Below are 24,267 nucleotides of genomic sequence, written 5' to 3'. Positions count from 1 at the left end.
AGCTTCTCTAAGCGCCCGGTTCATCGAGCACGAATCGATATCGATGGCAATGCTGGAGATTTCCGACAATGCGCGGGTGGAGGGCGAAATACGGGTGGCACATTTGGTCGTCAATGGTGAAATTGTTGGGAATGTTTATTCTTCTGAGTTGCTTGAATTGCAACCGAAAGCCCGCATAACTGGTGATGTAAATTACAAAACACTCGAAATGCATAGTGGAGCGCTGGTGAGTGGGAAGTTGACGCATGATGAGCTCGCGACGCCGGAGGCGACATTGAACCTCTTGGAAGCGCAGCCAGTTCCTCAGATTTCAAATTCTCCTGCCGTCTCAGAATTGCCGCAAACATCGGAATCGATGGAAGTCCAGGCAACGTCTGCGTGATCGCCGCTAAGCGCCTATAATGCAATATTGTACGTATCCCGCAGGAGCCAAAAATGAATGCTGTCGCTGAAATCCAAGACGTTGTATCCCCTATCCTTTTCTCCGATAGCGCCGCTTCAAAAGTGGCTCAGCTGATCGAGGAAGAAGGCAATCCAGATCTGAAACTGCGCGTATTTGTGCAGGGTGGTGGTTGTTCTGGCTTCCAGTACGGTTTCACATTTGATGAAATCGTCAACGAAGACGACACAACCATGACTAAAAATGGCGTGCAGTTGCTGATCGATTCGATGAGTTATCAGTATCTGGTCGGTGCCGAAATTGACTATAAGGATGATCTGGAAGGCGCGCAATTCGTCATCAAGAATCCAAATGCAACGACAACATGCGGTTGCGGATCATCATTCTCTGCATAATTTTTGCTTAGTAGTGTTGGTTGCTTGACTGTTGTAGTTAAAAAGACACTAAGGTTATCTGCCTTAGTGTCTTTTTGCATTTGCAGAATCCTACTCAGGGTCATCCGGCGGGGTACAGGGCTCCCAAAATCCGTGGACCAGCCGCACCAGTGACGTAAGGTAAATTGCCCGGCAAGCGTCGATCAAAACGCTGTGCCAGCCATGCAAATGCCAACGCTTCTACGTGATTTGGCGCGATACCAAGTGCCTCAGTAGACTCTACTGCGGCGGCCAGGCCGTGCTGTGTGAGGGAGCGGCCCAGCATTTTTATCAGATAGGGGTTGTAAGCACCGCCACCGCAAACATAGACCATTTTTGCATCCGGCGCGTGCAGTGCGATGGCGTCGCCGATCGTCGTGGCTGTCAGCGTTGTGAGGGTAGCTTGCACATCAACCGGAGAAAATTGCGGGAATTGGGCCAGTTTTGCGGCAAGCCAAGCCTCGTGAAACAGATCGCGGCCTGTGCTTTTCGGTGGGGGCAACGCAAAGTAAGGGTCTTTGAGAAAGGCTTTTAACAGCATGGGGATGGACGTGCCGCTGGCTGCCCATGCGCCATTTTCATCGTAATCTTTACCCTGATTGAGCTTTACCCACAGATCCATCAATATATTGCCGGGGCCGGTATCGAAGCCGGTATCGAGATTGATATGCGACACGTTCGTATCGCCCGTTGTCCGCTGGCGCAAGACGCTGACGTTAGCCATGCCGCCGATATTTACGATCACCCGGGTTTCTGTCGGATCGGCAAACATGGCTTGATGAAAGGCTGGCACTAACGGCGCGCCTTGGCCGCCAGCGGCGATGTCGCGACTACGGAAGTCAGCGATCACATCAATCCCCGTGAGTTCTGCCAGCAACGCCGGATTATTGGTTTGGCGGGTAAATCCCAACTCTGGTCGATGGCGAATAGTTTGTCCGTGCACCCCGATAGCCCGTATCTGGTCAGCGCGCAAGCCTGCATCGACCAGCAAGCGCTCAACGCAGGCCGCATAGTGCGTCGCCAGCGTATTGGCAACCAGCGCTTCACGCTCAATTTCATTGTCGCCACCACTCTGCAGAGACATCAACTCCCGACGCAATGCCGCAGAAAAAGGCATATAAGCGGAGGCCAGGGTGGTTGCGAGATGTTGTTTTTTGTCGTCATTTGAAAATGACGCCATGATCCCGTCGATGCCATCAAGGCTGGTGCCCGACATGAGGCCGATGAATATGGTGGTGTTCGCGTTTTGCGTAATCATAAAAAAACCCGTTGTTGGATCGCTTGATTCTACAAGGCCTGATCCATCAACGGGTTTTTGAAGCGCCGAGACTTAATAATTAAGCAAATTAATTTTTAAGCGGGCGACGCCTGGGCGACTGCTGGAGTGGCTTTTTTGAGTGCGGTGGTCGTAGTGACTTGTAGCAGGGCAAAGCGATGCGACATATCGCCAGCTACAGCGCGAAAACGTTCTAGCTTAGGCCCTGTAAGTGCTTGCATGGTCGGCGCGACGACCGTCATTGGATCGACAGGCTTGTCAGCAATGCGGTATTCGTAATGCAGATGGGGGCCAGTTGCCCAGCCTGTCATCCCGACGAATCCGATGATGTCGCTCTGGCCAACCTTGCTGCCGCGGCGGAAGCCCGGTGCGAAGCGACTCATGTGGGCGTATACGGTTGAAATGTTGCCTGCGTGTTTAACGATGATGACGTTGCCGTAGCCATTTTGAACGCCGACGAAATCGACCACGCCGTCACTCGCTGCATGGATCGGGGTGCCAGTCGGGGCTGCGAAATCAACGCCGCTATGCATTTTCCAGCTGCCCAGAATCGGATGGGTGCGCATCGAGAAGCCGGAAGAAATCCGCGTAAATGCCAATGGCGATTTCAAAAATGCTTGTTTGAGTGATGAGCCGTCAAAGCCGTAATAGCCACCGCCTTGCGCGGTTTTTGCATCGTCAAACCAGACCGCCTGATACGTTTTTCCGTTATTGACGAATTCTCCGGCAAGGATGCGTCCGGCGCGCATAAACTGACCGTTCTGCCAAAAAGTCTCGTAGGCAACGGTAAAGCGATCGCCGCGTTTTAGGTCGGATGAAAAATTAATGTTAGTGCCGAACATCTCGATAATTTGCGCCGATACGGCATCTGGAATCTCAGCATCGTCAGTGGCGGCAAACAGGGACGAGCGGATGACGCCGGAGTGCATTTCGATGCGTTTTTCTAATGCAGAGATTTCTTCTGTTGCGCTGAATTTGTTGCCGTTGCGGGTCACAATCAGATTTTGAGGGGCATCTTTTCCGGTTGAACGCGTTGCGCGCAACCATTGCAAATCACCCTCTGCATCCGTTTGTGCTTGCACCACGCTGCCGGGTTTCAGGCGCAGCATGCCGCGTGCTGTTTCGTTGGACTTGATGAAGTTGGCGGCCTCAATGTCGCTAATGCCCAGGCGCGTCATCAATGCGGCTAACGTATCGCCGGCACGCATTTTGTCTTCAGCGACGTAGAGATGGTCTTCAGATTCGAGTGCGGTGATTTGTTGATGCAGGCTCGGCAGCATTAGTTCTTCTGCGATGGCTCTGACCTGGATGTCGGACGAGTCCTGTGTGATCGGTGCGACCCCGGCTGCGCCAAAGGCGCAAACAATGAGAAACAATGCGGAGGCGGAAACAATACGGGTTTTACGTGACGAACCAGTCAATAGCTTGAAACTGGGACGAATGTGCATGAATTTATCTTTAAATGACATGGAGCTATACGTTAAAATTTGCCGTTTGTACCGATTCTCTTTTGTGTTCTTTTCTTGCTTGACACTAAGGCAGGGTTTTAGGGGATCGCGCATTATATCAGACCTCAATGTACCGATTTTTAAATTGTCAAATTAATCATTTTTAAATGTGTCTTTAGCGTCTTACTCCGCATGTCGCCATCATCATGTCGCGTCATCGGCAATGCACTGACTTTTAGAAACTACTCGCGCTAGAAATAAACTATGTCTTTATCTCCCCAAAATATTGCGCCGCCTGCTTCCGCTGATGCGGCAGCTAACAACAAGCCATTGATCCTCTCCGACAAAGTTCAGGAAGCATTGGCAATCACTAAGCGCGGCGTTGATGAGTTGCTCATCGAGGCGGATTTTGCGCGCAAGTTGCAGCGCTCCGAGCAAACCGGCAAACCTTTACGCATCAAACTCGGACTGGACCCGACTGCACCCGATTTGCACCTCGGTCATACCGTTGTTCTCAACAAGATGCGACAGTTGCAAGATCTGGGCCATAACGTGATTTTTCTCATTGGGGATTTCACCTCCATGATCGGCGACCCATCGGGCCGCAATATCACGCGTCCGCCTTTGACGCGTGAGCAGATAGAAGAAAACGCCAAAACCTATTTTGCCCAAGCCAGCCTGGTGCTGGACCCGGAGCGGACCGAAATTCGCTACAACTCAGAATGGTCCGACAAGCTCGGCGCACGCGGCATGATTCAGTTGTCGGCCAAATATACGGTGGCACGGATATTGGAGCGCGAAGATTTTACCAAGCGTTATAAGGCCGGGACGCCCATTTCGGTGCATGAATTGTTGTACCCATTGATGCAAGGCTACGATTCGGTCGCGCTGGAGTCTGATCTGGAGTTGGGCGGCACGGACCAAAAATTCAATTTGCTGGTCGGTCGTGAGTTGCAAAAAGATTACGGTCAAGAACAGCAATGCATCTTGACCATGCCCTTGCTTGAGGGCTTGGATGGCGTCGATAAAATGTCGAAATCCAAGGGTAACTATATCGGCATCACCGAGCCAGGCAACACCATGTTCGCCAAGATTATGAGCATTTCCGACGTCATGATGTGGCGTTATTTCGAGTTGCTCTCGGTCAAATCGCTCGCTGAGATTGCCGCGTATAAAGCGCAAGTCGCCGATGGACAGAATCCACGCGATATCAAAGTGGCGCTGGCGCAAGAGATCGTCGCTCGTTTTCACAATCAGCACGCGGCCCAAGAGGCGCTTGCCGATTTCAATAATCGCGCTAAAGGCGGGATTCCCGACGACATCCCGGATGTCAGTCTGAGCGGCGCACCGCTGGGCATTGGTCAATTGCTCAAACAAGCCAATTTGTGTGCGTCGAGCTCAGAAGCGCTGCGCATGGTCGAGCAGGGCGGCGTGCGTATTGATGGTACGGTCATCAGCGATAAAGGCTTGAAAGTGGAGGCCGGAACGTTGGTGGTGCAAGTCGGTAAGCGCAAATTTGCCCGCGTGACGCTGTCTTGATGCAATACTTGGAGTCGTTATTTAAGCCGATATTCTGACAGGAGACCAACATGAAATTCTGGAGCGAGTCCTTTACCGATGGCGCTGCCATTCCGGGTGAGTTTGCATTCTGTGTCATCGACTCGGTCACGCACTTCACCTTGTCGAGCAACCATAATCCGCATTTCGCTTGGCGCGATTTGCCTGCTGGCACGCAGTCGTTGGCGCTGATATGCCACGATCCCGATGTACCTTCACGTGGCGATGACGTTAATCAGGATGGAAAAACGGTTGCGGCGACATTGCCGCGTGTCGATTTTTTTCACTGGGTTTTGGTTGATTTGCCGCCCCGGGATGGTGCTATTGCCGCAGCGGCATTCAGTGCTGGTGTGACCGCACGCGGAAAAGCAGGCCCTGACATCGGCGATAACCCCATTGCCGGTACGCGCCACGGCTTAAATGATTACACAGGCTGGTTTGCGGGAGACGCCGATATGAGTGGCGACTATTTCGGCTACGACGGCCCGTGTCCGCCCTGGAATGATGCGATTGTGCATCGCTATGTATTTACGCTGTACGCGCTCGATATTGCCCGTTTGCCAGTGCATGGGAAATTGTCCGGCCAGGAAGTATTCGCTGCGATGCAGGGCCATATCGTCGATCAGGCTGCGATTACTGGAACTTACACGTTAAATCCTTTATTGCGCCAGCCGTAATGGCAGTGCCTCAGCCCATGCACACCACAGAAATTTTCTTGATTCGTCACGGTGAAACCGATTGGAATAAAGAAAAACGCCTGCAAGGCCATCTTGATATCGCCTTGAATGTAGAAGGCGAACGTCAAGCGCAGGCGTTGAGCGCATCGTTAGCCCAGACCCCGCTGGATGCTGTTTTTTCCAGCGACTTGCAACGCGCCCGACAAACCGCTGCACCGCTGGCGCTGGCAAACAGTTTGACGCTGCAAATTGACCTCGGTTTGCGGGAACGCTGTTATGGCGTCATGGAGGGACTGCGTCGCAATGAGATTGCTGAGCGTTTTCCGCTGGCTTTCGCAGCACTCAATACGCGTGAGCCCGATGTGCGGTATCCGCCGGGTATCAATATCGCGGAGACGCTTAACGAGTTCTCAGTGCGCGCCATTGATGCTGTGCAACGGATCCTTGCCAATACCCGCCACCGCCGGATCGCGATTGTCAGCCATGGCGGGGTGCTCGATTGCATTTATCGGCATGCTAACAAGATGACTGTGACACAGACGCGTACTTTCGATATTTTGAATGCCAGTATTAATCGCCTGACTTGGGATGGTGTGCAATTAAGGCTCATCGCATGGGGTGATGTTGCGCATCTGCAAGGCGCTGCGTTGGACGAAGTTGACCGCTAGTAGTGCTGGCTGCGTCGAGCGCGCTTATTCGCGATAAAATACGCCCCCTCTCCCCGAAATTTTTTAATTAAGTGCACCCTACGCTCTCCCCATAGCCGTGAATATTGGCCCTTATTTACTCCGCAATAATGTCTTTGTGGCACCGATGGCTGGTGTCACAGATCGACCTTTCCGGCAACTTTGTAAAGAGTTGGGAGCCGGCTACGCCGTCTCAGAGATGGCGGCCTCTAATCCGCGCCTATGGAAAACCGAAAAAACCTCGCGCCGCATCAATCACGATGGTGAAATGGCCCCGCGGGCGGTGCAGATCGCTGGTGCTGATCCGGTCATGTTGGCCGAGTGCGCGAAGTACAACGTTGATCATGGCGCGCAAATCATCGACATCAACATGGGGTGCCCGGTAAAAAAAGTCTGCAATAGCTGGTGTGGCTCGGCCCTGTTGCAAGATGAGCAACTGGTGGCACGCATTCTGGAGACGGTCGTGGCAGCCGTGAATGTCCCGGTGACATTGAAGTTTCGCACCGGATGGGATCGTCTCAATAAAAACGCACTCAATATCGCCCGGCTGGCAGAAGCCAGCGGGATCGCCATGCTGACTCTGCACGGGCGCACCCGTGCCGACGCGTATCGCGGTGAGGCTGAATACGACACCATTGCAGCGGTCAAGGCGGCGGTGTCGATTCCGGTGGTTGCAAATGGGGACATTACGACCCCGGAAAAAGCGCGACAAGTGCTGGAGTTCACCAAGGCCGACGCGATCATGATTGGTCGTGCCGCGCAAGGGCGTCCCTGGATATTCCGTGAAATCGACCATTTTTTGCGCACAGGCAGGTATTTGCCAGCTCCGTTAGTGACTGAAGTACAGCATTTGATGAGTGAGCATTTGCGTGCACATTATGCGTTTTATGGTGCATATTTAGGTGTGCGCACCGCGCGCAAGCATATTGGTTGGTATGTCCGCGATCTGCCCGGCGGCGAGGAATTTCGACAACGCATGAATCTGTTGGACGATTGTGATCAACAACTCGCTGCCGTAAATAGCTTTTTTGAAATGCAGTTTGCGCATGGCGAACGGTTACAATACGGACTCATTGCGGCGCTAGCTGCTTGAGATGAAAGTGATCAAATAGGTAATGAATCCAGTAGATTCTTGTATTTGAAAAGTATCATCGAAAGTGGCTAAAAATGCTGCTGACTACCCTTTAAAAAAGATTGATTAACGCAAGCCAGAACTTAAAACAGAGCGCCAGATTGCGCCAGAATTCTTGCTTTTGATCCAGCAAATAACGTTAGCAAAAATAGTAAAGTAGAGAATGAGCAAAGAAAGTATTCAGGATGTCGTCAAGAAAAGCCTTGAAAAGTACTTTAAGGATTTGGGCGAGCAGCCACCATCGAACGTGTACGAAATGGTGATTTCCACGGTTGAAAAGCCGGTACTCGAAGCCGTCATCGCGCGCGCCGAAGGTAATCAGTCGCAAGCGGCTGAGATGCTGGGAATTAATCGCAATACATTGCGTAAGAAATTGCAACAGCACGGTTTGTTGTAATTTCAGTATCTCGAACGAAGGGGTGCATCGGGCTCAACAGTCTGGTGCGCTCGACAAAAGGCTATCGGCGGCGCACCAAAGCGTTCCACGCACATTTTGTTGCTAGTTTGATTGTTCATGCACACACACTATCCACTCCATCAGTAATCCTCCATTTCCCGAGTCTCCATCATGATTAAACAAGCCCTTATATCCGTCTCCGACAAGACTGGTATTGTCGAATTTTCCCGCGAGCTGGTCGCCTTGGGCGTCAATATTCTGTCAACGGGCGGTACCGCCAGGTTGCTTGCCGACAACGACATCAATGTCACCGAGGTGGCGGATTACACGGGCTTTCCTGAAATGCTGGATGGGCGCGTAAAAACATTGCACCCGAAAGTCCACGGCGGGATTTTGGCGCGTCGGGATTTTCCCGAGCACATGAGCGCGTTGGCGCAGCATCACATTCCCCTTATCGATATGGTCGTGGTGAATCTGTATCCATTTCAGGAAACCATCGCCAAAGAACAATGTTCATTGGAAGATGCGATCGAAAACATCGATATTGGCGGCCCCGCAATGCTGCGTTCGTCGGCTAAAAATCACAAAGACGTGATCGTGCTGTGCGACCCATCTGATTACGCCAAAGTGCTCGCCGAATTGAAGGCAAGTCAGGGTGAAGCCTCTTACGAGACCAAATTTGCCTTGGCCAAGAAAGTATTCGCCCACACCGCGCAATACGATGGCGCTATCACTAACTATTTCACTTCTCTGGGTGAAGACAAGCAGCACGCAACACGCAGCGCTTATCCCACCACGCTCAATGTGCATTTCGAAAAAGTACAAGAAATGCGCTACGGAGAAAATCCGCATCAATCGGCTGCCTTTTACCGCGACCTCAATCCCATCGCGGGTGCATTGGCGAATTACCGCCAGTTGCAAGGAAAAGAGCTGTCTTACAACAATATCGCCGACGCTGACGCGGCATGGGAGTGCGTCAAAACCTTCGATGAAACCGCCTGCGTCATCGTCAAGCATGCCAATCCCTGCGGCGTCGCGGTAGGGGCCACTGCGTTGGAAGCCTATAGCAAGGCATTGCAAACCGACCCGACTTCGGCTTTCGGCGGCATCATTGCCTTCAACCATGAAGTCGATGGCACTACTGCCCAAGCCGTTGCCAAGCAATTTGTTGAAGTCGTGATTGCGCCTGCATTCTCTGAGCAAGCCAAGCAAATTTTTGCCGCCAAACAAAACGTTCGCGTGCTGGAAATCGCCCTCGGTAATGGCCGCAATACCTACGATTTCAAACGGGTAGGCGGCGGCTTATTGGTGCAGGCCCCCGACGCTAAAAATGTCGCACTGGCTGAAATCACCGTTGCGAGTAAAAAACAACCCACCCCGCAGCAATTGCAAGACCTTATGTTTGCCTGGCGCGTGGCCAAGTTCGTCAAGTCAAACGCGATTGTCTTCTGCGGCAATGGGATGACATTGGGCGTCGGAGCAGGTCAGATGAGCCGCGTCGATTCCGCACGCATCGCATCGATCAAGGCGCAAAACGCTGGTTTGGTGCTAGCCGGTTCGGCGGTCGCTTCGGACGCATTTTTCCCGTTTCGGGACGGTTTGGATGTCGTTGTCAACGCAGGTGCTACGTGCGTCATTCAGCCGGGCGGCTCGATGCGGGATCAAGAAGTCATTGATGCGGCTGATGAGCATGGGATTGTGATGTTGTTGACGGGTATTCGTCATTTCCGTCATTGATTAATTTGACGTATTTAATAAGTATGCCATCGGCCATAGCTATGGCCGATGGCATCATTTGTTTATGAGAATCCTCGGTATCGATCCCGGTTTGCGTACCACTGGCTTTGGCGTGATTGACAAGCAAGGTCATAAACTGATCTATGTTGCCTCCGGTACCATCAAAACGCCAGACGCTGCATTGCCGCAACGCCTGAAAGTGATTTTGAGTAGCGTCTCAGAAGTAGTGCGGACGTATTCGCCAGATTGCTCAGCCATCGAAATCGTATTCGTCAACGTCAACCCCCAATCCACGCTATTGCTTGGTCAAGCCCGAGGCGCTGCGATTTGCGCTCTGGTGAGTGCCGATTTGCCGGTAGCGGAATACACGGCATTGCAGATCAAGCAAGCTGTTGCCGGCCATGGCAAAGCACAAAAGCAGCAGGTGCAAGACATGGTCCAGCGCCTGTTATCTTTGCCGGGCCTGCCCGGGACCGACGCTGCCGATGCATTGGCGGTTGCGATCTGTCATGCGCATAGCGGTGACGCATTGGCTACCTTGGCCGCGCTTGCTCCTGCGCTTGCCAAAAAGGGCTTGCGCGTTAAAGGCGGCCGTTTAATATAAATGCGAAATGAAGTCCGACAGGCTTCTTAGATTCGTCGAATGAAGCCCTGAGACGCCATCGCTCAAATCCGGTCCGTACGATTCCTGTCTTTGCACGCATCCATCTGTTGCCTAAATCCGAATTTTCCTCTGCGAAAACTAAATAAATTGCGTGATTTTGCGACATGAAAACGTCGCAAAACACATGTGTATAGCTCATGCGCAACTTTTATAGTCTTTGGTAAGTCCTTCATTTATCAAGGTATTTACTTTTCATCCATTCCTCGACTTGGTTGATAAAAGTGCGCTAAGTCATTGACTTTACACAAAAAGTTGCAATTCACATGACCTAAATGGCTTGACCGCCGATAGTGCATCCTCTAAAGTGGGTGCTAGTGTGAAAAAGTGTTTTTTTGTGGGGCATTTTTTCTTGTTGCAAAAGCACTTTTCTTGCTATTCACATCATTCAAAATCAGGAGTCTGCGGTGTTTCAGGGCGCGTCAGCATTAAACCTCGATGCAAAAGGACGGATGTCAGTCCCATCCAAGCATCGTGACGCGCTGACCGTTCAGTGTGAGGGCCGTCTGACCCTCACCAAGCACCCGCATGGCTGTCTGCTGCTGTTCCCCCGTCCGACATGGGAAAGCCATCGCGAGCAAATCGCGGCATGGCCTATGTCAGCGCGTGCCTGGCAACGTATTTTTCTTGGAAATGCCTCTGATGTTGAACTCGATTCTGCCGGGCGGATTTTGATCGCTCCCGAATTGCGCGTCGCCGTTGGCCTGTCTCGCGAAGTAATGCTGTTAGGAATGGGGAGTCATTTCGAGATATGGGATGCAGCCAAATTGGCTGAAAGCGAGTCGCAAGCAGTTGCGGCTGGCATGCCCGATGTATTAAGTAACTTTTCCTTCTGACGGCGCCAAGATGACTGAACAATCGGTGCCCGAATTCCAGCACCGCACGGTGTTGCTGGATGAGGCTGTAGAGGCATTAAACATCACCGGCGTTCGGGTAGACGGCATTTATGTCGACGGCACATTCGGCCGCGGTGGACATAGTCGAAAAATGTTAGCAAGCCTCGGGCCCCGTGGTCGTCTGATTGCCTTTGATAAAGACCCGCAAGCCATTGCGACCGCACAGACGATCACCGATCCACGTTTTGAGATCGTGCATGACAGTTTTGCAACGATGGCAGAGGCTTTGCAAGAACGCCACATTACGCAAGTAGATGGCGTGTTGCTCGATTTAGGGATTTCATCGCCGCAAGTCGATGACGCCAGCCGGGGCTTTAGTTTTCGCGCCGATGGTCCGCTCGATATGCGCATGGATACCACGCGCGGTATGTCGGCTGCAGCATGGCTGGCGATAGCAGATGAACAAACAATCGGAAAGGTAGTAAAAGAATATGGGGAAGAACGGTTTGCTGTTCAGATTGCAAAGGCGATTGTTGCTGGCCGCGCAGTCCAGCCAATTTCAACCACACGACAGCTTGCCGCGATCGTGGCAAACGCTGTCAAAACCCGCGAGAAAGGTAAAGACCCGGCCACTCGCACATTTCAAGCTATACGGATTTACATCAATAAAGAGCTTGAAGAACTCGAAATAGTCTTAGATCAGGCATTCGCACAGATGTCTTTGCAGGGGAGATTGGTCGTGATCAGTTTTCATTCACTTGAAGATCGCATCGTCAAGCAGTACATGGCTTCCAAAGCCAAGGTGCCGCAGCCTGACCGTCGCCTGCCCATACGTGCAATCGATTTGCCGCAACCACAATTAAAGCTGATATCTCGGATAAAGCCTTCGGATGCCGAAGTTGCCGCCAATCCACGTGCACGTTCTGCGATCATGCGCGTCGGTGAGCGTTTAGCCGATGCACCAAAAGCGACTTCGTCCGGAGCGCAGTCATGATTGGTCGTATCAACGCCTTGTTGACGCTGATACTTGTCCTGTGTGCACTGGCGCTGGTCAACTCCCAATATAAGGCACGCCAGTTATTCATTGAGCTAGGCCGTGCGCAAAGTCAGGCGCGACAACTCGATATTGAGTGGTCGCAATTGCAACTCGATCAATCGACGCTAGGCAAAAACGCAAGAATTGAAGCCAGCGCGCGGCGTGACCTGAATATGGTCCCATTGACCCCGCAACGCACCCAGTATCTGACGATGGGGGGCAAATGACGCGCAACCCGCCACGTACTGCGGCCTCTAAGGGCGTGCCTTTTTCCGCCAGCCCTGTATTAAAAGTCAAACTTCCGGCATGGCGCTCACGCATCGTGCTCTTTATGCTGTTTGCGGCATTTCTGGCATTGGTGGTGAGGGCGCTGTGGCTTCAGGGGATGTCTACCGAGTTTTTGCAAAAGCAGGGCGCTTCGCGCTACGCCCGCACCTTGGAGTTGCCCGCAACACGGGGCAAGATTACCGACCGCAACGGTCAGGTATTGGCATCCTCCGTTCCTGTGAAGGCCGTCTGGGCAATTCCCGAAGATGTCCAGGCTGAGCCAAAAGAAAAATTACAGGCGCTAGCCAAACTGCTTGATATGACAGATGCTGAGTTGGCAAAAAAACTCAATTCCGACCGTAGTTTTGTCTACCTGAAACGGCAAGTCGAAAAAGACGCCACGGATGAGATCGCTAAACTGAAAATTGCCGGTATTGAAACGCGCCCTGAATACAAGCGGTTTTACCCTGAGGGCGAGGTTGCGGCGCACGTCGTTGGTTTTACCAATATCGAAGATGCAGGTCAGGATGGTATGGAGCTGTCGCAGCAAAAATCGCTGGCGGGAACGACCGGTAGTCGGCGCGTGATTAAAGATCGTCTCGGCCACATCGTTGAAGATATCGAAGCAGTCAAAGAGCCGCATGACGGCCATGATCTGGCGCTATCAATTGATAGCAAGATTCAATATATTGCCTTTACCCAGCTCAAAGAGATGGTCGACAAGAGTAATGCCAAAGCTGGCGGTATCGTGGTGGTTGACGCTAAAAGCGGTGAAGTGCTGGCACTGGCTAATCTGCCTAGCTATAACCCCAATGACCGCTCGATCCTCACCGGTGCGCAATTGCGTAACCGCGTGATGACAGATACCTTTGAGCCGGGATCCACGCTAAAACCGTTTACTGTTGCATTGGCGCTGGACACCAATCGTATCCAACCGTCTACGACCTTTCAGATCCCCGATAAAATGAAGATAGGTACCGCCACCATCGGCGACTCGCATCCTCATGGATTGATCACAATGAGTGTCGCGCAAATCATTCAGAAGTCATCCAATCTCGGCACCGCCAAGATTGCGTTGCAAATGCCGCCCGAAGAAATGTGGGAAATGTTCACCACCGTTGGCCTTGGGCAACAACCGAAGTTTGGCTTTCCGGGCGCTGTGGCCGGTCGTGTCCGGCCATTCAAATCATGGCGTCCGATTGAGCAGGCAACAATGAGCTACGGCCACGGAATCTCCGTGTCGCTCATTCAAATGGCCCACGCCTATACCATTTTTGCGCGCAACGGCGATCTGATCCCATTGTCATTTCAAAAAGTAACAACGCCACCGGTAGGCCAACGCGTTATCTCAGAAAAAACTGCTTTAACCATGCGGGCCATGCTCGAAAGAGTGACCGCACCCGGCGGCACCGCACCGAAAGCGCAAGTCCCCGGCTATCGTGTTGGCGGCAAAACTGGCACTGCTTACAAAATTGAGGGCGGTAAGTACGTCAGAAAATATATTGCCGACTTTGTCGGTTTCGCCCCGGCCTCGGACCCGCGTTTGATTATTGCGGTCATGCTCGATGAGCCTAGCATGGCCTACCGCTATGGTGGCGATTCGGCCGCACCAGTTTTTGCAAATGTGGTGGCGAATGCATTGCGGACATTAAATGTTCCGCCTGACTCAAATATTACCGACATCATTATTCCAACCGATGGCCCGAAGGAGAGCTTCTGATGCAGACGAAGGTATCCGAGCTGGCGACCATTCAGAGGTGGTTGCACGAACTTGCAACCGAACTTGCAACTGAGATTGCAACTGAGTTTGCAAAAGAGACGAAACCGACCTTCGCATTGGTTTCAGACTCGCGCAAAGTGCGTGTTGGCGACGTATTTTTTGCCTATCCTGGCGACACCGCTGATGGCCGCCTATACATAGCGCAGGCACTGCAAAATGGTGCTGTTGCGGTGGTCTACGAGGCCGCCAACTTACCTGAACCGGTTCCAAAAAATATCCCGCATCTGGCGGTCGTCGGACTGAAAAAAATCGCGGGCCAGATAGCGAGCAATTTTTATCAATGCCCGGACCGCGATATGAGCGTCATCGCCGTCACCGGTACAAATGGCAAGACCTCATGCACGCAATGGCTAGGACATGCATTGGCGCAATTGGGGCTGACTACCGGCGTTATCGGCACGCTAGGGGTTGGTGTTTTTGCACCGCGCCAGCCAGCTGATTTCAAGGTCACGGGATACACAACGCCGGATGCGATTCTGTTACAGAACGAACTGGTTCAATTGCAACAGGCGGGCGTGCAAGCGCTAGCGATTGAGGCGTCCTCTATCGGTCTGGAGCAAGGTCGTCTGAACGGCATCCATATCGACATCGCCTTATTTACTAATCTCACTCGCGATCATCTGGATTATCACGGTGATATGGCGAACTACGAAGCGGCTAAGCGCGCACTGTTTGACTGGCCCGGTTTGCAGCACGCGGTACTCAATCTGGACGATGCTATGGGTCTGCGTCTTGCCAGTCATTTGCAACAACATGGCGGCTCGACAGCGCTGATCGGTTATGCATTGACGGATACCGCCATCGAGAGCGCTGCGGCCTTGGATGCGTTTCCGATTCTGCATGCGACGGCGGTGCGTACCAACGCTAGCGGCACGGTCTTTCATGTGGATTCACCATTCGGTAACAGCCAGATAAAAACCCATTTAGTGGGTCAGTTCAACGTCAGTAACGTGCTGGGCATTCTGGGCGTGTTGCTGGCTAAAGGGATTGCGTGGGATGCCGCGATCAATGCAATTGAGCGTCTGACAGCAGTGCCGGGTCGCATGGAGCAATTTGGCGGACAAGACGCACCATTAGTTGTCATTGACTATGCACACACCCCGGATGCATTGGAAAAAACATTAACCACGTTGCGTCAGGTCGCGCAGCAACGCGGTGGTGAGCTGTGGTGCGTATTCGGCTGTGGCGGTGATCGCGACCCGGGCAAGCGTGCGCAAATGGGCGCAGTTGCCGAGTTGGCAGATCACGTCATCGTCACCAGCGACAATCCACGCAGCGAAGATCCGGGCGCGATCATTGCGCAGATCCTTGCTGGCATGCCGTCAGCTGCATTGTCAACCACTGCGGTACAGACACAGGAAGACCGCGCTGCGGCGATTTTGCGTGCAGTGCGCAAGGCCGGAAAAGCCGACGTTGTGCTGCTCGCTGGCAAGGGCCACGAAACTTATCAAGAAATAAAAGGAAAGAAATTGCCATTTTTGGATGCCGATCACGCCGCATTGGCGCTGGCCTCGCGCGCAACGATGAAGGGAGGGGCGGCATGATCAAGGCCTCACTCAACGATCTGCAATCGTGGCTGGCGGCGTCGCAGCAACCGACAAATATTGTTGGCGGCCTGGCCAACGTCATGATCAATGGATTGACGACAGATAGCCGTGCCGTTGTTGCCGGTAATCTGTTTGTTGCCCTGCGCGGCGAGCGTTTCGATGCGCATGACTTTCTCGATCAGGTTGTGGCCCAGGCTCCCGGTGCATTAGTGGTCGAGCGTTTACCAGAAAATTGCGCTGTCCCGGCATTGGTGGTGACGGACACTCGCGCAGCACTAGGCGCGATTGCCAGCGGCTGGCGTCGCCAATTTTCTTTGCCCTTAATTGCCGTCACCGGCAGCAATGGCAAAACCACGGTTAAGGAAATGATCGCCGCCATTTTGAACGCGGCGTTCGGCAGCGACAGTTATTTGTCGACTCGCGGCAACCTGAATAACGAGATCGGCGTACCGCTGACGCTGCAACGGTTGGATGCGCAGCATCAGGCCGCAGTCATTGAGCTCGGCATGAATCATCCGGGCGAAATCGCTGTGCTGGCAGCGATTGCCGCGCCGACTGTCGCACTGGTGAATAATGCGCAGCGCGAACACCAGGAATTCATGGCCAGCGTCGAGGCCGTCGCCATCGAAAACGGCGCGGTAATCAACGCTCTGTCAACCGACGGGATCGCCGTATTTCCCGCCGATGATCCTTACACCGCGCTATGGCGCAGCTATGCCGCCAACAAAGGCGGCTGCATCACGTTTGGTTTGTCCGCTGATGCGGATGTACGCTGTACATATGAGCCGAGCGTCTTTGGCAGTGACTTACAAGTCATCACGCCCACGGACGTGTTTGCAGTCCGGCTTGAAGCCGCTGGCGAACACAACGTGCGCAATGCACTGGCCGCAATTGCTTGTACGTTGGCGATCGGAGTTGAGGTCGCGGCGATTCAACACGGTTTGCAATCGTTTGCGCCGGTGAGTGGTCGTCTCCAGCGCAAGCTGGGCCAACAACCTGGTTACGCAGGCGCGTTAGTGATCGACGACACTTACAACGCCAATCCCGATTCGGTACGCGCGGCGATAGACGTGCTGGCCCAATCGGCCGCGCCGCGTTTGCTGGTGCTGGGCGACATGGGCGAGGTTGGCAATAACGGCCCGGCCTTCCATCGGGAAATCGGCGCTTATGCGCGTCAGTGCGGCATTACTGACTTGCTCACATTGGGTGCGCTGGCAAGCGACGCCAGCGCGGCCTTCGGCGCACCAGCGCAACACTGTAACGACATTGCGGCATTGATTGCTGCGGTTGACGCCTTCATGACGACCAACACGACGGTACTGGTAAAAGGCTCGCGCTTCATGCAAATGGAACGCGTGGTTTTACATCTGGTGAGCGCTGTCGGGACCGATAGTTCGTTACCAAATTCATCACAGGAGAAGCATTAATGTTGCTTTGGTTAGCCCAAAATTTTCAGCAGGATTATAGTTTTCTGCGCGTTTTCAATTTTCTCACTTTCCGTGCGGTCTTCGCGACGCTCACGGCATTGGCGATAGGTCTCATCGCCGGTCCCGCCGTGATCCGCATGCTGGCGCGCCTGAAAGTCGGACAGGCAGTACGTACCGATGGTCCGCAAACGCACTTAATTAAAACCGGCACGCCAACCATGGGCGGTGTGTTGATCCTGATCTCGATTGGTATTTCGACCTTGCTGTGGAGCGATTTTAGTAATCGGTTTGTCTGGATAGTGCTGCTGGTGACGCTGGGGTTTGGCGCGATTGGTTGGTTTGATGATTATCGCAAGGTGGTCTACCGGGACCCCAACGGCATGCGTTCGCGGGATAAGTTTTTCTTCCAGTCGCTGATCGGCGTGGTGGCGGCAATCTATCTGGCGTTTTCGGTCTCGGGCGCGACCAATATGCAGGTCTGGCATTTATTTGTGACCTGGATTGAGTCCGGCTTCAGTATGAGCTTGCCGCCAAAAGCGGACTTGATCGTGCCGTTTTTCAAGACAGTCAGTTATCCGTTAGGCGTGTGGGGTTTCATGGCGTTGACCTATTTTGTCATCGTCGGTACTAGCAACGCCGTTAATCTGACCGACGGTCTGGATGGTTTGGCGATTATGCCAACAGTGCTGGTCGGTGCAGCGTTGGGCTTGTTTGCATACCTGACCGGTAACTACACTTTTGCCAAATATTTGTTGATTCCGCATATTCCAGGCGCAGGCGAGCTGTTGATTTTCTGTGGCGCAATGGCAGGCGCAGGACTTGCTTTTCTTTGGTACAACGCCTATCCCGCGCAGGTCTTCATGGGTGATGTCGGTGCGCTTGCCTTAGGCGGCGCGTTAGGCACCATCGCCGTCATCGTGCGGCAGGAAATATTGCTCTTCATCATGGGTGGAATTTTTGTCGTTGAAACCCTGTCGGTGATGATCCAGGTACTGTATTTCAAATACACCAAGAAGCGTTTCGGGGTCGGCCGTCGCGTGTTGCTGATGGCACCGTTGCATCATCACTATGAACAAAAAGGCTGGAAAGAAACGCAAGTAGTCGTCCGTTTCTGGATCATCACGATGATCCTCGTGCTGTTCGGACTATCCACATTGAAGTTAAGGTAATCGCGTTAATGAACTACCTCGGTAAACATGTTCTGGTGCTGGGCTTGGGTGAGTCCGGACTGGCAATGGCTTTGTGGCTGGCGCGCTGCGGTGCGACGCTGCGTGTGGCCGATACGCGTCATGCGCCGGAACGCTTACCGCAATTGCAGGGGGCGATTCCCGATGTTGTATTTGTTGGTGGTGGTGATAGCAACGTTGATGATGTTTTTAATCCCTCGCTTCTGGATGGAGTAGATGTTATTGCAGTCAGTCCGGGACTGGCACCGACCCGTGAGTTGAAAAAAATCATTTCCGCAGCGGCCTTGGCCGAGATCCCGATCTGGGGCGAGATCGAACTATTTGCGCAAGCACTGGCTGCCCTGCGTGAAACGCAGGAATATTCCCCGAAAATCATTGCGATCACCGGCACCAACGGCAAAACGACCGTCACCAGCCTGACCGGCTTGTTGTGCCAGCGCGCCGGTTTGACGGTGCAGGTTGCGGGCAATATCAGCCCGGCGGCGCTCGATGTGTTGCGCGTAGCGCTCGATGCCGAGGCGTTGCCGCAGGTGTGGGTGTTGGAATTATCGAGCTTCCAGTTGCACACGACTTACAGCTTGCAAGCCGATGCCGCCACGGTATTGAATCTGACCCAGGATCATCTCGACTGGCATGGTGACATGGCCGGTTATGTCGCCGACAAAGCACGTATTTTTGGCGACAACACCACGCGTGTGTTGAACCGCGACGATCCTCTGGTGATGCAATTGGCGCATTCAACGCAGGGTCAAAATATTACTTTTGGCGTTGACGAACCGCATTTGGCAGATTGTTTTGGCCTCACGCATGACAACGGCATGCAATGGCTGGCAGTAGCCGCCGAGGTGGCAGAAGAGTCCGAGAAAAAACGCGGCAAGAAACATCAAATTGAAGTTTTACCCATCACCATTAATCGCTTAATGCCAGCCGACGCCTTGCGCATTCGCGGCCAACATAACGCGACCAATGCGCTGGCAGCTTTAGCGTTAGGGCGCGCTATCGGCTTGCCATTTGCGTCGCTATTGCACGGCTTACGCGACTATCGCGGCGAGCCGCATCGCGTCGAATTGATCGCCAGTATCGACAATGTCGAGTATTACGACGACAGCAAAGGCACCAACGTTGGTGCGACAGTTGCCGCACTCAACGGTTTGGGGCGCGGACCGGATGGCGGCGCAAATCCGAATCGTTTAGTCCTCATCGCTGGCGGCGAAGGTAAAGGCCAAGATTTTACGCCGCTGGCAGAGCCATTGGCGCGCTATGGTCGGGCCTTGATACTGATCGGACGCGATGCTGACACGATTCGCCATGCTGTTAATAGCGCTTTGCTTGCAGCGGGGATTGAGATTGTCGATTGCACGACCCTTGATGAAGCGGTCCAACGTGCCACCGAGTTGGCCCATGCTGGCGATGCGGTGTTGTTGTCACCGGCATGCGCCAGTCTTGATATGTTTAGAAATTATGTTCACCGCGCCGAAGTATTCGTCGCCGCAGTACGTGAGTTGGCGCTCTCACGCGGTGAGGTCAGTCTATGAAATTCGCTTTCCCATTCTTCTCTGGGAGTAGCGATAAGGCTGCGGCCAAGCCGCAACCACGGATGCGTTCCGTCGATGGCATTCAGTCCGGCGTGCAGCGCTCCAAGATGATGGAGTATGACCAACCGTTGGTGTGGGTAGTCGTGCTGTTGATGTTGTTGGGGCTGGTGATGGTGTATTCGGCCTCGATTGCGCTGCCGGATTCGCCTAAATATTCCAGCTATAAAAGCTATATTTTTTTGTTGCGGCAAGCGCTATTTATCTGCGTGTCGATAGTCGCCGGACTGGTTACTTTTCGTATTCGCATCGCTACCTGGCAACGGTGGGCACCCTATTTATTTGTCATGACGCTGGTATTGCTGGCCTTGGTATTGGTGCCCGGTTTGGGTAAGGGCGTCAATGGCGCTAAGCGTTGGTTATCGTTCCGCGTTTTCAATTTGCAGCCATCTGAATTGATGAAGTTATTCATCGTTTTATACGCGGCCAATTACACCGTGCGTAAGCAAGAAGTCATGCACAAACTGACTAAGGGATTTTTGCCGATGACGGTGGCGGTTGGAGTGGTCGGACTCTTGCTGATGTTGGAGCCGGACCTTGGCGCACTCGGTGTGATTGTCTGTATCGCGATGGGGATTCTATTTTTGGGCGGCATTAACGGGGTGTGGTTTGGCGGCATTACGGCGATGCTAACGGTCATGTTTTCGATGGTGATCTGGTTGTCTCCCTGGCGTCGCGAGCGTATTTTCGCGTATTTGAATCCGTGGGATCAAGATAATGCATTGGGCAAGGCTTACCAGCTTTCACATTCATTGATTGCGTTTGGCCGTGGCGAAATATTCGGTGTCGGTCTTGGTGCCAGCGTTGAGAAATTGCACTATTTGCCGGAAGCACATACCGACTTTTTACTTGCCGTCATCGGTGAAGAACTGGGCTTTGTCGGCGTGTTGGTAGTGGTGCTGATGTTTTATTGGATCATTAAACGCGCCTTTGAGATTGGCCGTCAGGCCATCGCAATGGATCAGGTATTTGCGGGCTTAACTGCCAAAGGCATGGGCATCTGGATTGGCGTGCAGACCTTTATTAACATGGGCGTGAATTTGGGATTGTTGCCGACCAAGGGGCTGACCTTGCCGCTGATGAGCTATGGCGGTTCAGGGGTTTTGATTAACTGTGTCGGCCTGGCGATTTTGTTGCGTATCGATTACGAGAATCGCGTCATGATGCGCGGAGGCCGCTCATGACAGCGACGAAAAAATTGTTGATTATGGCGGCTGGTACTGGCGGTCATATTTTCCCCGGCCTTGCAATTGCCGAGACCATGCGGCAACGCGGCTGGCAAGTCACCTGGCTGGGCACGACGCACGGAATGGAGGGCGATCTGGTCCCGCGTCACAACATTGAGATGGATCGCATCACGTTTTCGGGTTTGCGCGGGAAAGGCCTGGCGCATTCCTTGCGTGGGGTCTGGCGTTTGCTGGCGAGTTTCCCTGCTTGCTTTAGCGTTCTCGGTCGGCGCAAACCGGATGTGGTGTTAGGCATGGGCGGTTATGTCACGGTGCCGGGCGGGGTCATGGCGCGTTTGCGCGGTGTCCCGCTGGTGTTGGTTAATGCGGATGCCGCGTTGCTGTTGTCGAATAAAGTGTTGGCCCCGTTAGCCCAACGTGTGTTGTTCGGTTTGCCTGCAGCATCTGATGCTGTGGCCGATAAGATGCAAGTGACGGGCAATCCGGTGCGCAAAGAAATCACCGAGTTGCCCTTGCCGGAGCAGCGTTACAGCGGTCGGACCGGCCCGTTACGTTTGCTGGTCGTAGGCGGTAGTTTGGGTGCGAAGGCGCTCAACGATTGTTTGCCAGCCGCGTTGGCAATGATCCCGACAGAATCTCGGCCGAGTGTCACGCATCAATCCGGCAAGCAGCATATTGCGGCGTTGCAGGCAGCGTATGCCGCCGCCGGCGTTGACGCAGAAATCGTGGCGTTTATCGATGACATGCCGCGTCGTTATGCCGATGCCGATCTGGTGGTTTGCCGTGCCGGTGCGATTACGGTTTCTGAATTGACGGCGGCGGGAGTGGCTAGCGTGTTGATTCCGTTTGTAGCCTCGACCACTTCGCATCAGCGCGATAACGCACGCTGGATGGCGACTAAAAAAGCGGCGATTTATTTGCCGCAAAGTGAATTGAATAAAGAGCGCTTGTCTGCATTGTTGACGGGCATGACACGGCAGGATTGTCAGTCTTTGGCACAGGCGGCGTATGAAAACGGGCGTCGCGATGCGAATCAAACCATCGCGCAGGTCCTCGAAGAGTTAGCGAGTTCGGAAGATCAGTCATGAAGCATAAAGTCAAAAATATCCATTTTGTCGGCATCGGCGGCACCGGAATGAGCGGTATCGCTGAGGTGTTGTTGAACCTCGGCTATACCGTCTCCGGCTCCGATATCGGCAGCAATGTTGCCACCCGTCGCCTGGCTGCGCTGGGGGCAAAAGTGACCTTGGGTCATGCAGCGGAAAATATTCTGAACGCCAACGCGATTGTCACTTCGACGGCCGTGCAGGCAGATAATCCGGAAGTTGTCGCTGGCCGGGAAAAGCATATTCCCATCGTGCCGCGTGCGGTGATGTTGGCTGAGTTGATGCGCCTCAAGCACGGCATTGCGATTGCTGGTACGCATGGCAAAACCACGACCACCAGTCTGGTTGCCAGTGTCCTGGCAGAAGGTGGTTTGGATCCAACGTTTGTTATCGGCGGTCGACTGACGAGCGCAGGGGCAAATGCCAAATTGGGTTCTGGCGATTTCATTGTGGTGGAGGCCGATGAGTCCGATGCGTCGTTCCTGAATTTGTCGCCGGTGATGTCGGTCATTACCAATATCGATGCCGATCATATGGAAACGTATGATCATGATTTCGGTAAGTTGAAGCAGGCTTTTGTCGAATTCACCCAGCGCCTGCCTTTTTATGGTGTGGCTGTGCTGTGTCTGGATGACGCCAATGTGCGCGACATCATGCCGCAGATTTCTAAGCAGATCACGACGTACGGCTTCCATGAAGACGCGCAAGTGCGGGCGATTGATGCCGAAGCAGTCGCCGGTCATATGCAATTTACGGTAGTCCAACAAGGCTATCCGGCCATGCCGATCAGCCTCAATCAGCCGGGTATGCATAACGTGCAAAACGCTTGCGCTGCAGTGGCGATTGCGCGTGAATTGGGCGTCGCTGACGCGGCGATTCAAAAGGCTTTGACAGAGTTTCACGGCGTTGGTCGGCGCTTCACCCGCTACGGTGACATTCCCGTCATCGCAACCGATATGAAGTCAGCCGGATCGTTTGCTTTGGTTGACGATTACGGTCATCACCCGGTTGAAACGGCGGCCACGATTTCTGCTGCACGCGGTGCTTATCCGGGACGTCGTTTAGTGCTGGCGTTTCAGCCGCATCGCTACACACGTACACGCGATTTGTTCGAAGATTTCGTCAAGGTTTTGTCGACGGTGGATGTGCTGGTGTTAGCCGAGGTGTACGCCGCTGGCGAAACGCCCATCGTGGCTGCTGATGGGCGCGCCTTGTCCCACGCGTTGCGCGTCGCAGGTATGAGCGAACTGGTATTTGTTGAAAATATTGCTGATATGCACACCGCGATTGTCAACATTGTGCGTGACGGCGACGTTGTTATGACGATGGGCGCAGGTTCCATTAGTAGTGTGCCTGCGCAGTTGGTGAATCAGGCCGCACTGGATTAATGAAGTGAACAAAGATATGAGTGAAGACATGAGTACGCACAATATAACCACGCAATTTGGCAAAGTAGGCGTCCTCTTTGGCGGGCGTTCGGCCGAGCGGGAAGTCTCGATCATGTCCGGTAACGGGGTCGTCAAGGCGCTGCAAAGCCAGGGCATCGATGCGTATTTGTTTGATCCGGCCGAGCGCAGTCTGGCGGAACTGGCTGAGGAAAAATTTGATCGTGTCTTCATCGCATTGCACGGACGGTACGGTGAAGATGGCACGATGCAGGGCGCGTTGGAGCAGTTGGGCATTCCCTATACCGGCCCCGGCGTCATGGCCTCCGCCATTGCGATGGATAAAGTGATGAGTAAGCATGTCTGGCAAAGCGCAGGCTTGCCAACGCCACGTTTTCTCGTGCTCGATTCTGCCACGGCGACGAGCGAAGAGTTACGCCAGTTGCCCGATGTGTTAGGTCTGCCATTGATGCTCAAAGCGCCACATGAAGGATCGACTATCGGGATTAGCAAGGTTGTCGCGCATGCGGAGA

At 53.4% G+C, this 24,267-nt stretch carries 22 protein-coding genes and 1 pseudogene; 21 read left to right on the top strand and 2 right to left on the bottom strand.

The window, feature by feature from the left end; all coding sequences use genetic code 11:
* A partial coding sequence (locus ACVBEF_RS05720) for a bactofilin family protein (protein ID WP_447122972.1) occupies positions 1 to 382 on the top strand: 382 nt, incomplete at its 5' end.
* A gap of 53 nt (positions 383 to 435) precedes the next feature.
* Entirely contained in the window at positions 436 to 795 is a 360-nt protein-coding gene (erpA, locus tag ACVBEF_RS05715) for an iron-sulfur cluster insertion protein ErpA (protein ID WP_108442886.1), read from the top strand.
* A 100-nt stretch (positions 796 to 895) separates the two neighbouring features.
* Here the strand turns inward: erpA and ACVBEF_RS05710 are convergent, their stop codons facing one another.
* Positions 896 to 2,071 carry an anhydro-N-acetylmuramic acid kinase gene (locus tag ACVBEF_RS05710; RefSeq protein WP_447122971.1) on the bottom strand — a complete coding sequence of 392 codons (1,176 nt, stop codon included), beginning with the start codon at positions 2,069 to 2,071 and terminating at the stop codon, positions 896 to 898.
* A gap of 95 nt (positions 2,072 to 2,166) precedes the next feature.
* Positions 2,167 to 3,537, bottom strand: a complete 1,371-nt coding sequence (locus ACVBEF_RS05705) for a peptidoglycan DD-metalloendopeptidase family protein (protein WP_447122970.1) — start codon at positions 3,535 to 3,537, stop codon at positions 2,167 to 2,169.
* A 264-nt stretch (positions 3,538 to 3,801) separates the two neighbouring features.
* Here ACVBEF_RS05705 and tyrS point away from each other — a divergent pair, with 264 nt between their 5' ends.
* The 19 genes and pseudogenes from tyrS to ACVBEF_RS05610 form a co-directional block, all read left to right on the top strand.
* Positions 3,802 to 5,076, top strand: a complete 1,275-nt coding sequence (tyrS, locus tag ACVBEF_RS05700; protein ID WP_447122969.1) for a tyrosine--tRNA ligase — start codon at positions 3,802 to 3,804, stop codon at positions 5,074 to 5,076.
* Between the two features lie 50 nt (positions 5,077 to 5,126).
* On the top strand, positions 5,127 to 5,771 hold the full coding sequence (locus ACVBEF_RS05695) for a YbhB/YbcL family Raf kinase inhibitor-like protein (protein ID WP_447122968.1): 645 nt from the start codon (positions 5,127 to 5,129) through the stop codon (positions 5,769 to 5,771).
* 17 nt (positions 5,772 to 5,788) lie between these two features.
* Positions 5,789 to 6,439 carry a histidine phosphatase family protein gene (locus ACVBEF_RS05690; RefSeq protein WP_447122967.1) on the top strand — a complete coding sequence of 217 codons (651 nt, stop codon included), beginning with the start codon at positions 5,789 to 5,791 and terminating at the stop codon, positions 6,437 to 6,439.
* A gap of 97 nt (positions 6,440 to 6,536) precedes the next feature.
* Positions 6,537 to 7,550: a tRNA dihydrouridine synthase DusB gene (dusB, locus tag ACVBEF_RS05685; protein WP_447122966.1), complete on the top strand. Its 1,014-nt coding sequence runs from the start codon at positions 6,537 to 6,539 to the stop codon at positions 7,548 to 7,550.
* 202 nt (positions 7,551 to 7,752) lie between these two features.
* Positions 7,753 to 7,986: a Fis family transcriptional regulator gene (locus ACVBEF_RS05680; protein WP_447122965.1), complete on the top strand. Its 234-nt coding sequence runs from the start codon at positions 7,753 to 7,755 to the stop codon at positions 7,984 to 7,986.
* 171 nt (positions 7,987 to 8,157) lie between these two features.
* Positions 8,158 to 9,723 (top strand): bifunctional phosphoribosylaminoimidazolecarboxamide formyltransferase/IMP cyclohydrolase, encoded by a 1,566-nt coding sequence (gene purH, locus ACVBEF_RS05675; RefSeq protein ID WP_447122964.1) that lies wholly within the window; start codon positions 8,158 to 8,160, stop codon positions 9,721 to 9,723.
* A gap of 64 nt (positions 9,724 to 9,787) precedes the next feature.
* Entirely contained in the window at positions 9,788 to 10,327 is a 540-nt protein-coding gene (gene ruvC / locus ACVBEF_RS05670; RefSeq protein WP_447122963.1) for a crossover junction endodeoxyribonuclease RuvC, read from the top strand.
* A gap of 464 nt (positions 10,328 to 10,791) precedes the next feature.
* On the top strand, positions 10,792 to 11,220 hold the full coding sequence (gene mraZ / locus ACVBEF_RS05665; protein ID WP_447122962.1) for a division/cell wall cluster transcriptional repressor MraZ: 429 nt from the start codon (positions 10,792 to 10,794) through the stop codon (positions 11,218 to 11,220).
* 10 nt (positions 11,221 to 11,230) lie between these two features.
* Positions 11,231 to 12,214: a 16S rRNA (cytosine(1402)-N(4))-methyltransferase RsmH gene (gene rsmH / locus ACVBEF_RS05660; protein WP_447122961.1), complete on the top strand. Its 984-nt coding sequence runs from the start codon at positions 11,231 to 11,233 to the stop codon at positions 12,212 to 12,214.
* Positions 12,211 to 12,483 (top strand): cell division protein FtsL, encoded by a 273-nt coding sequence (gene ftsL, locus ACVBEF_RS05655; RefSeq protein ID WP_447122960.1) that lies wholly within the window; start codon positions 12,211 to 12,213, stop codon positions 12,481 to 12,483. The genes rsmH and ftsL overlap by 4 nt, the downstream gene beginning before the upstream one ends.
* Positions 12,480 to 14,243, top strand: coding sequence for a peptidoglycan D,D-transpeptidase FtsI family protein (locus tag ACVBEF_RS05650; protein WP_447122959.1), 1,764 nt, complete (start codon positions 12,480 to 12,482; stop codon positions 14,241 to 14,243). The genes ftsL and ACVBEF_RS05650 overlap by 4 nt, the downstream gene beginning before the upstream one ends.
* Complete coding sequence (locus ACVBEF_RS05645; protein ID WP_447122958.1) at positions 14,243 to 15,847, top strand: UDP-N-acetylmuramoyl-L-alanyl-D-glutamate--2,6-diaminopimelate ligase; 1,605 nt, start codon at positions 14,243 to 14,245, stop codon at positions 15,845 to 15,847. Before ACVBEF_RS05650 ends, ACVBEF_RS05645 begins: the two co-directional genes overlap by 1 nt.
* Positions 15,844 to 17,277, top strand: a complete 1,434-nt coding sequence (locus ACVBEF_RS05640; protein WP_447122957.1) for a UDP-N-acetylmuramoyl-tripeptide--D-alanyl-D-alanine ligase — start codon at positions 15,844 to 15,846, stop codon at positions 17,275 to 17,277. Before ACVBEF_RS05645 ends, ACVBEF_RS05640 begins: the two co-directional genes overlap by 4 nt.
* Positions 17,277 to 18,446: a phospho-N-acetylmuramoyl-pentapeptide-transferase gene (gene mraY, locus ACVBEF_RS05635; RefSeq protein WP_447122956.1), complete on the top strand. Its 1,170-nt coding sequence runs from the start codon at positions 17,277 to 17,279 to the stop codon at positions 18,444 to 18,446. The genes ACVBEF_RS05640 and mraY overlap by 1 nt, the downstream gene beginning before the upstream one ends.
* Positions 18,447 to 18,454: 8 nt before the next feature.
* Positions 18,455 to 19,999 (top strand): UDP-N-acetylmuramoyl-L-alanine--D-glutamate ligase, encoded by a 1,545-nt coding sequence (murD, locus tag ACVBEF_RS05630; protein ID WP_447122955.1) that lies wholly within the window; start codon positions 18,455 to 18,457, stop codon positions 19,997 to 19,999.
* Positions 19,996 to 21,240, top strand: a complete 1,245-nt coding sequence (gene ftsW / locus ACVBEF_RS05625) for a putative lipid II flippase FtsW (RefSeq protein WP_447122954.1) — start codon at positions 19,996 to 19,998, stop codon at positions 21,238 to 21,240. The genes murD and ftsW overlap by 4 nt, the downstream gene beginning before the upstream one ends.
* Positions 21,237 to 22,331: an undecaprenyldiphospho-muramoylpentapeptide beta-N-acetylglucosaminyltransferase gene (gene murG / locus ACVBEF_RS05620; RefSeq protein WP_447122953.1), complete on the top strand. Its 1,095-nt coding sequence runs from the start codon at positions 21,237 to 21,239 to the stop codon at positions 22,329 to 22,331. Before ftsW ends, murG begins: the two co-directional genes overlap by 4 nt.
* Positions 22,328 to 23,737, top strand: a complete 1,410-nt coding sequence (gene murC, locus ACVBEF_RS05615) for a UDP-N-acetylmuramate--L-alanine ligase (RefSeq protein WP_447122952.1) — start codon at positions 22,328 to 22,330, stop codon at positions 23,735 to 23,737. Before murG ends, murC begins: the two co-directional genes overlap by 4 nt.
* A 28-nt stretch (positions 23,738 to 23,765) precedes the next feature.
* Positions 23,766 to 24,267: pseudogene (locus ACVBEF_RS05610) on the top strand (D-alanine--D-alanine ligase); the annotation flags it as partial.

This window comes from Glaciimonas sp. GG7 (assembly GCF_052976905.1).
This window is presented reverse-complemented; position numbering and strand designations above follow the sequence as displayed.

Coding starts and splice junctions, on each gene's coding strand:
- erpA (WP_108442886.1), top strand. CDS start 436: ATGAATGCTGTCGCTGAAATCCAAGACGTTGTATCCCCTATCCTTTTC.
- ACVBEF_RS05710 (WP_447122971.1), bottom strand. CDS start 2,071: ATGATTACGCAAAACGCGAACACCACCATATTCATCGGCCTCATGTCG.
- ACVBEF_RS05705 (WP_447122970.1), bottom strand. CDS start 3,537: ATGCACATTCGTCCCAGTTTCAAGCTATTGACTGGTTCGTCACGTAAA.
- tyrS (WP_447122969.1), top strand. CDS start 3,802: ATGTCTTTATCTCCCCAAAATATTGCGCCGCCTGCTTCCGCTGATGCG.
- ACVBEF_RS05695 (WP_447122968.1), top strand. CDS start 5,127: ATGAAATTCTGGAGCGAGTCCTTTACCGATGGCGCTGCCATTCCGGGT.
- ACVBEF_RS05690 (WP_447122967.1), top strand. CDS start 5,789: ATGCACACCACAGAAATTTTCTTGATTCGTCACGGTGAAACCGATTGG.
- ACVBEF_RS05680 (WP_447122965.1), top strand. CDS start 7,753: ATGAGCAAAGAAAGTATTCAGGATGTCGTCAAGAAAAGCCTTGAAAAG.
- purH (WP_447122964.1), top strand. CDS start 8,158: ATGATTAAACAAGCCCTTATATCCGTCTCCGACAAGACTGGTATTGTC.
- ruvC (WP_447122963.1), top strand. CDS start 9,788: ATGAGAATCCTCGGTATCGATCCCGGTTTGCGTACCACTGGCTTTGGC.
- rsmH (WP_447122961.1), top strand. CDS start 11,231: ATGACTGAACAATCGGTGCCCGAATTCCAGCACCGCACGGTGTTGCTG.
- ftsL (WP_447122960.1), top strand. CDS start 12,211: ATGATTGGTCGTATCAACGCCTTGTTGACGCTGATACTTGTCCTGTGT.
- ACVBEF_RS05650 (WP_447122959.1), top strand. CDS start 12,480: ATGACGCGCAACCCGCCACGTACTGCGGCCTCTAAGGGCGTGCCTTTT.
- ACVBEF_RS05645 (WP_447122958.1), top strand. CDS start 14,243: ATGCAGACGAAGGTATCCGAGCTGGCGACCATTCAGAGGTGGTTGCAC.
- ACVBEF_RS05640 (WP_447122957.1), top strand. CDS start 15,844: ATGATCAAGGCCTCACTCAACGATCTGCAATCGTGGCTGGCGGCGTCG.
- mraY (WP_447122956.1), top strand. CDS start 17,277: ATGTTGCTTTGGTTAGCCCAAAATTTTCAGCAGGATTATAGTTTTCTG.
- murD (WP_447122955.1), top strand. CDS start 18,455: ATGAACTACCTCGGTAAACATGTTCTGGTGCTGGGCTTGGGTGAGTCC.
- ftsW (WP_447122954.1), top strand. CDS start 19,996: ATGAAATTCGCTTTCCCATTCTTCTCTGGGAGTAGCGATAAGGCTGCG.
- murG (WP_447122953.1), top strand. CDS start 21,237: ATGACAGCGACGAAAAAATTGTTGATTATGGCGGCTGGTACTGGCGGT.
- murC (WP_447122952.1), top strand. CDS start 22,328: ATGAAGCATAAAGTCAAAAATATCCATTTTGTCGGCATCGGCGGCACC.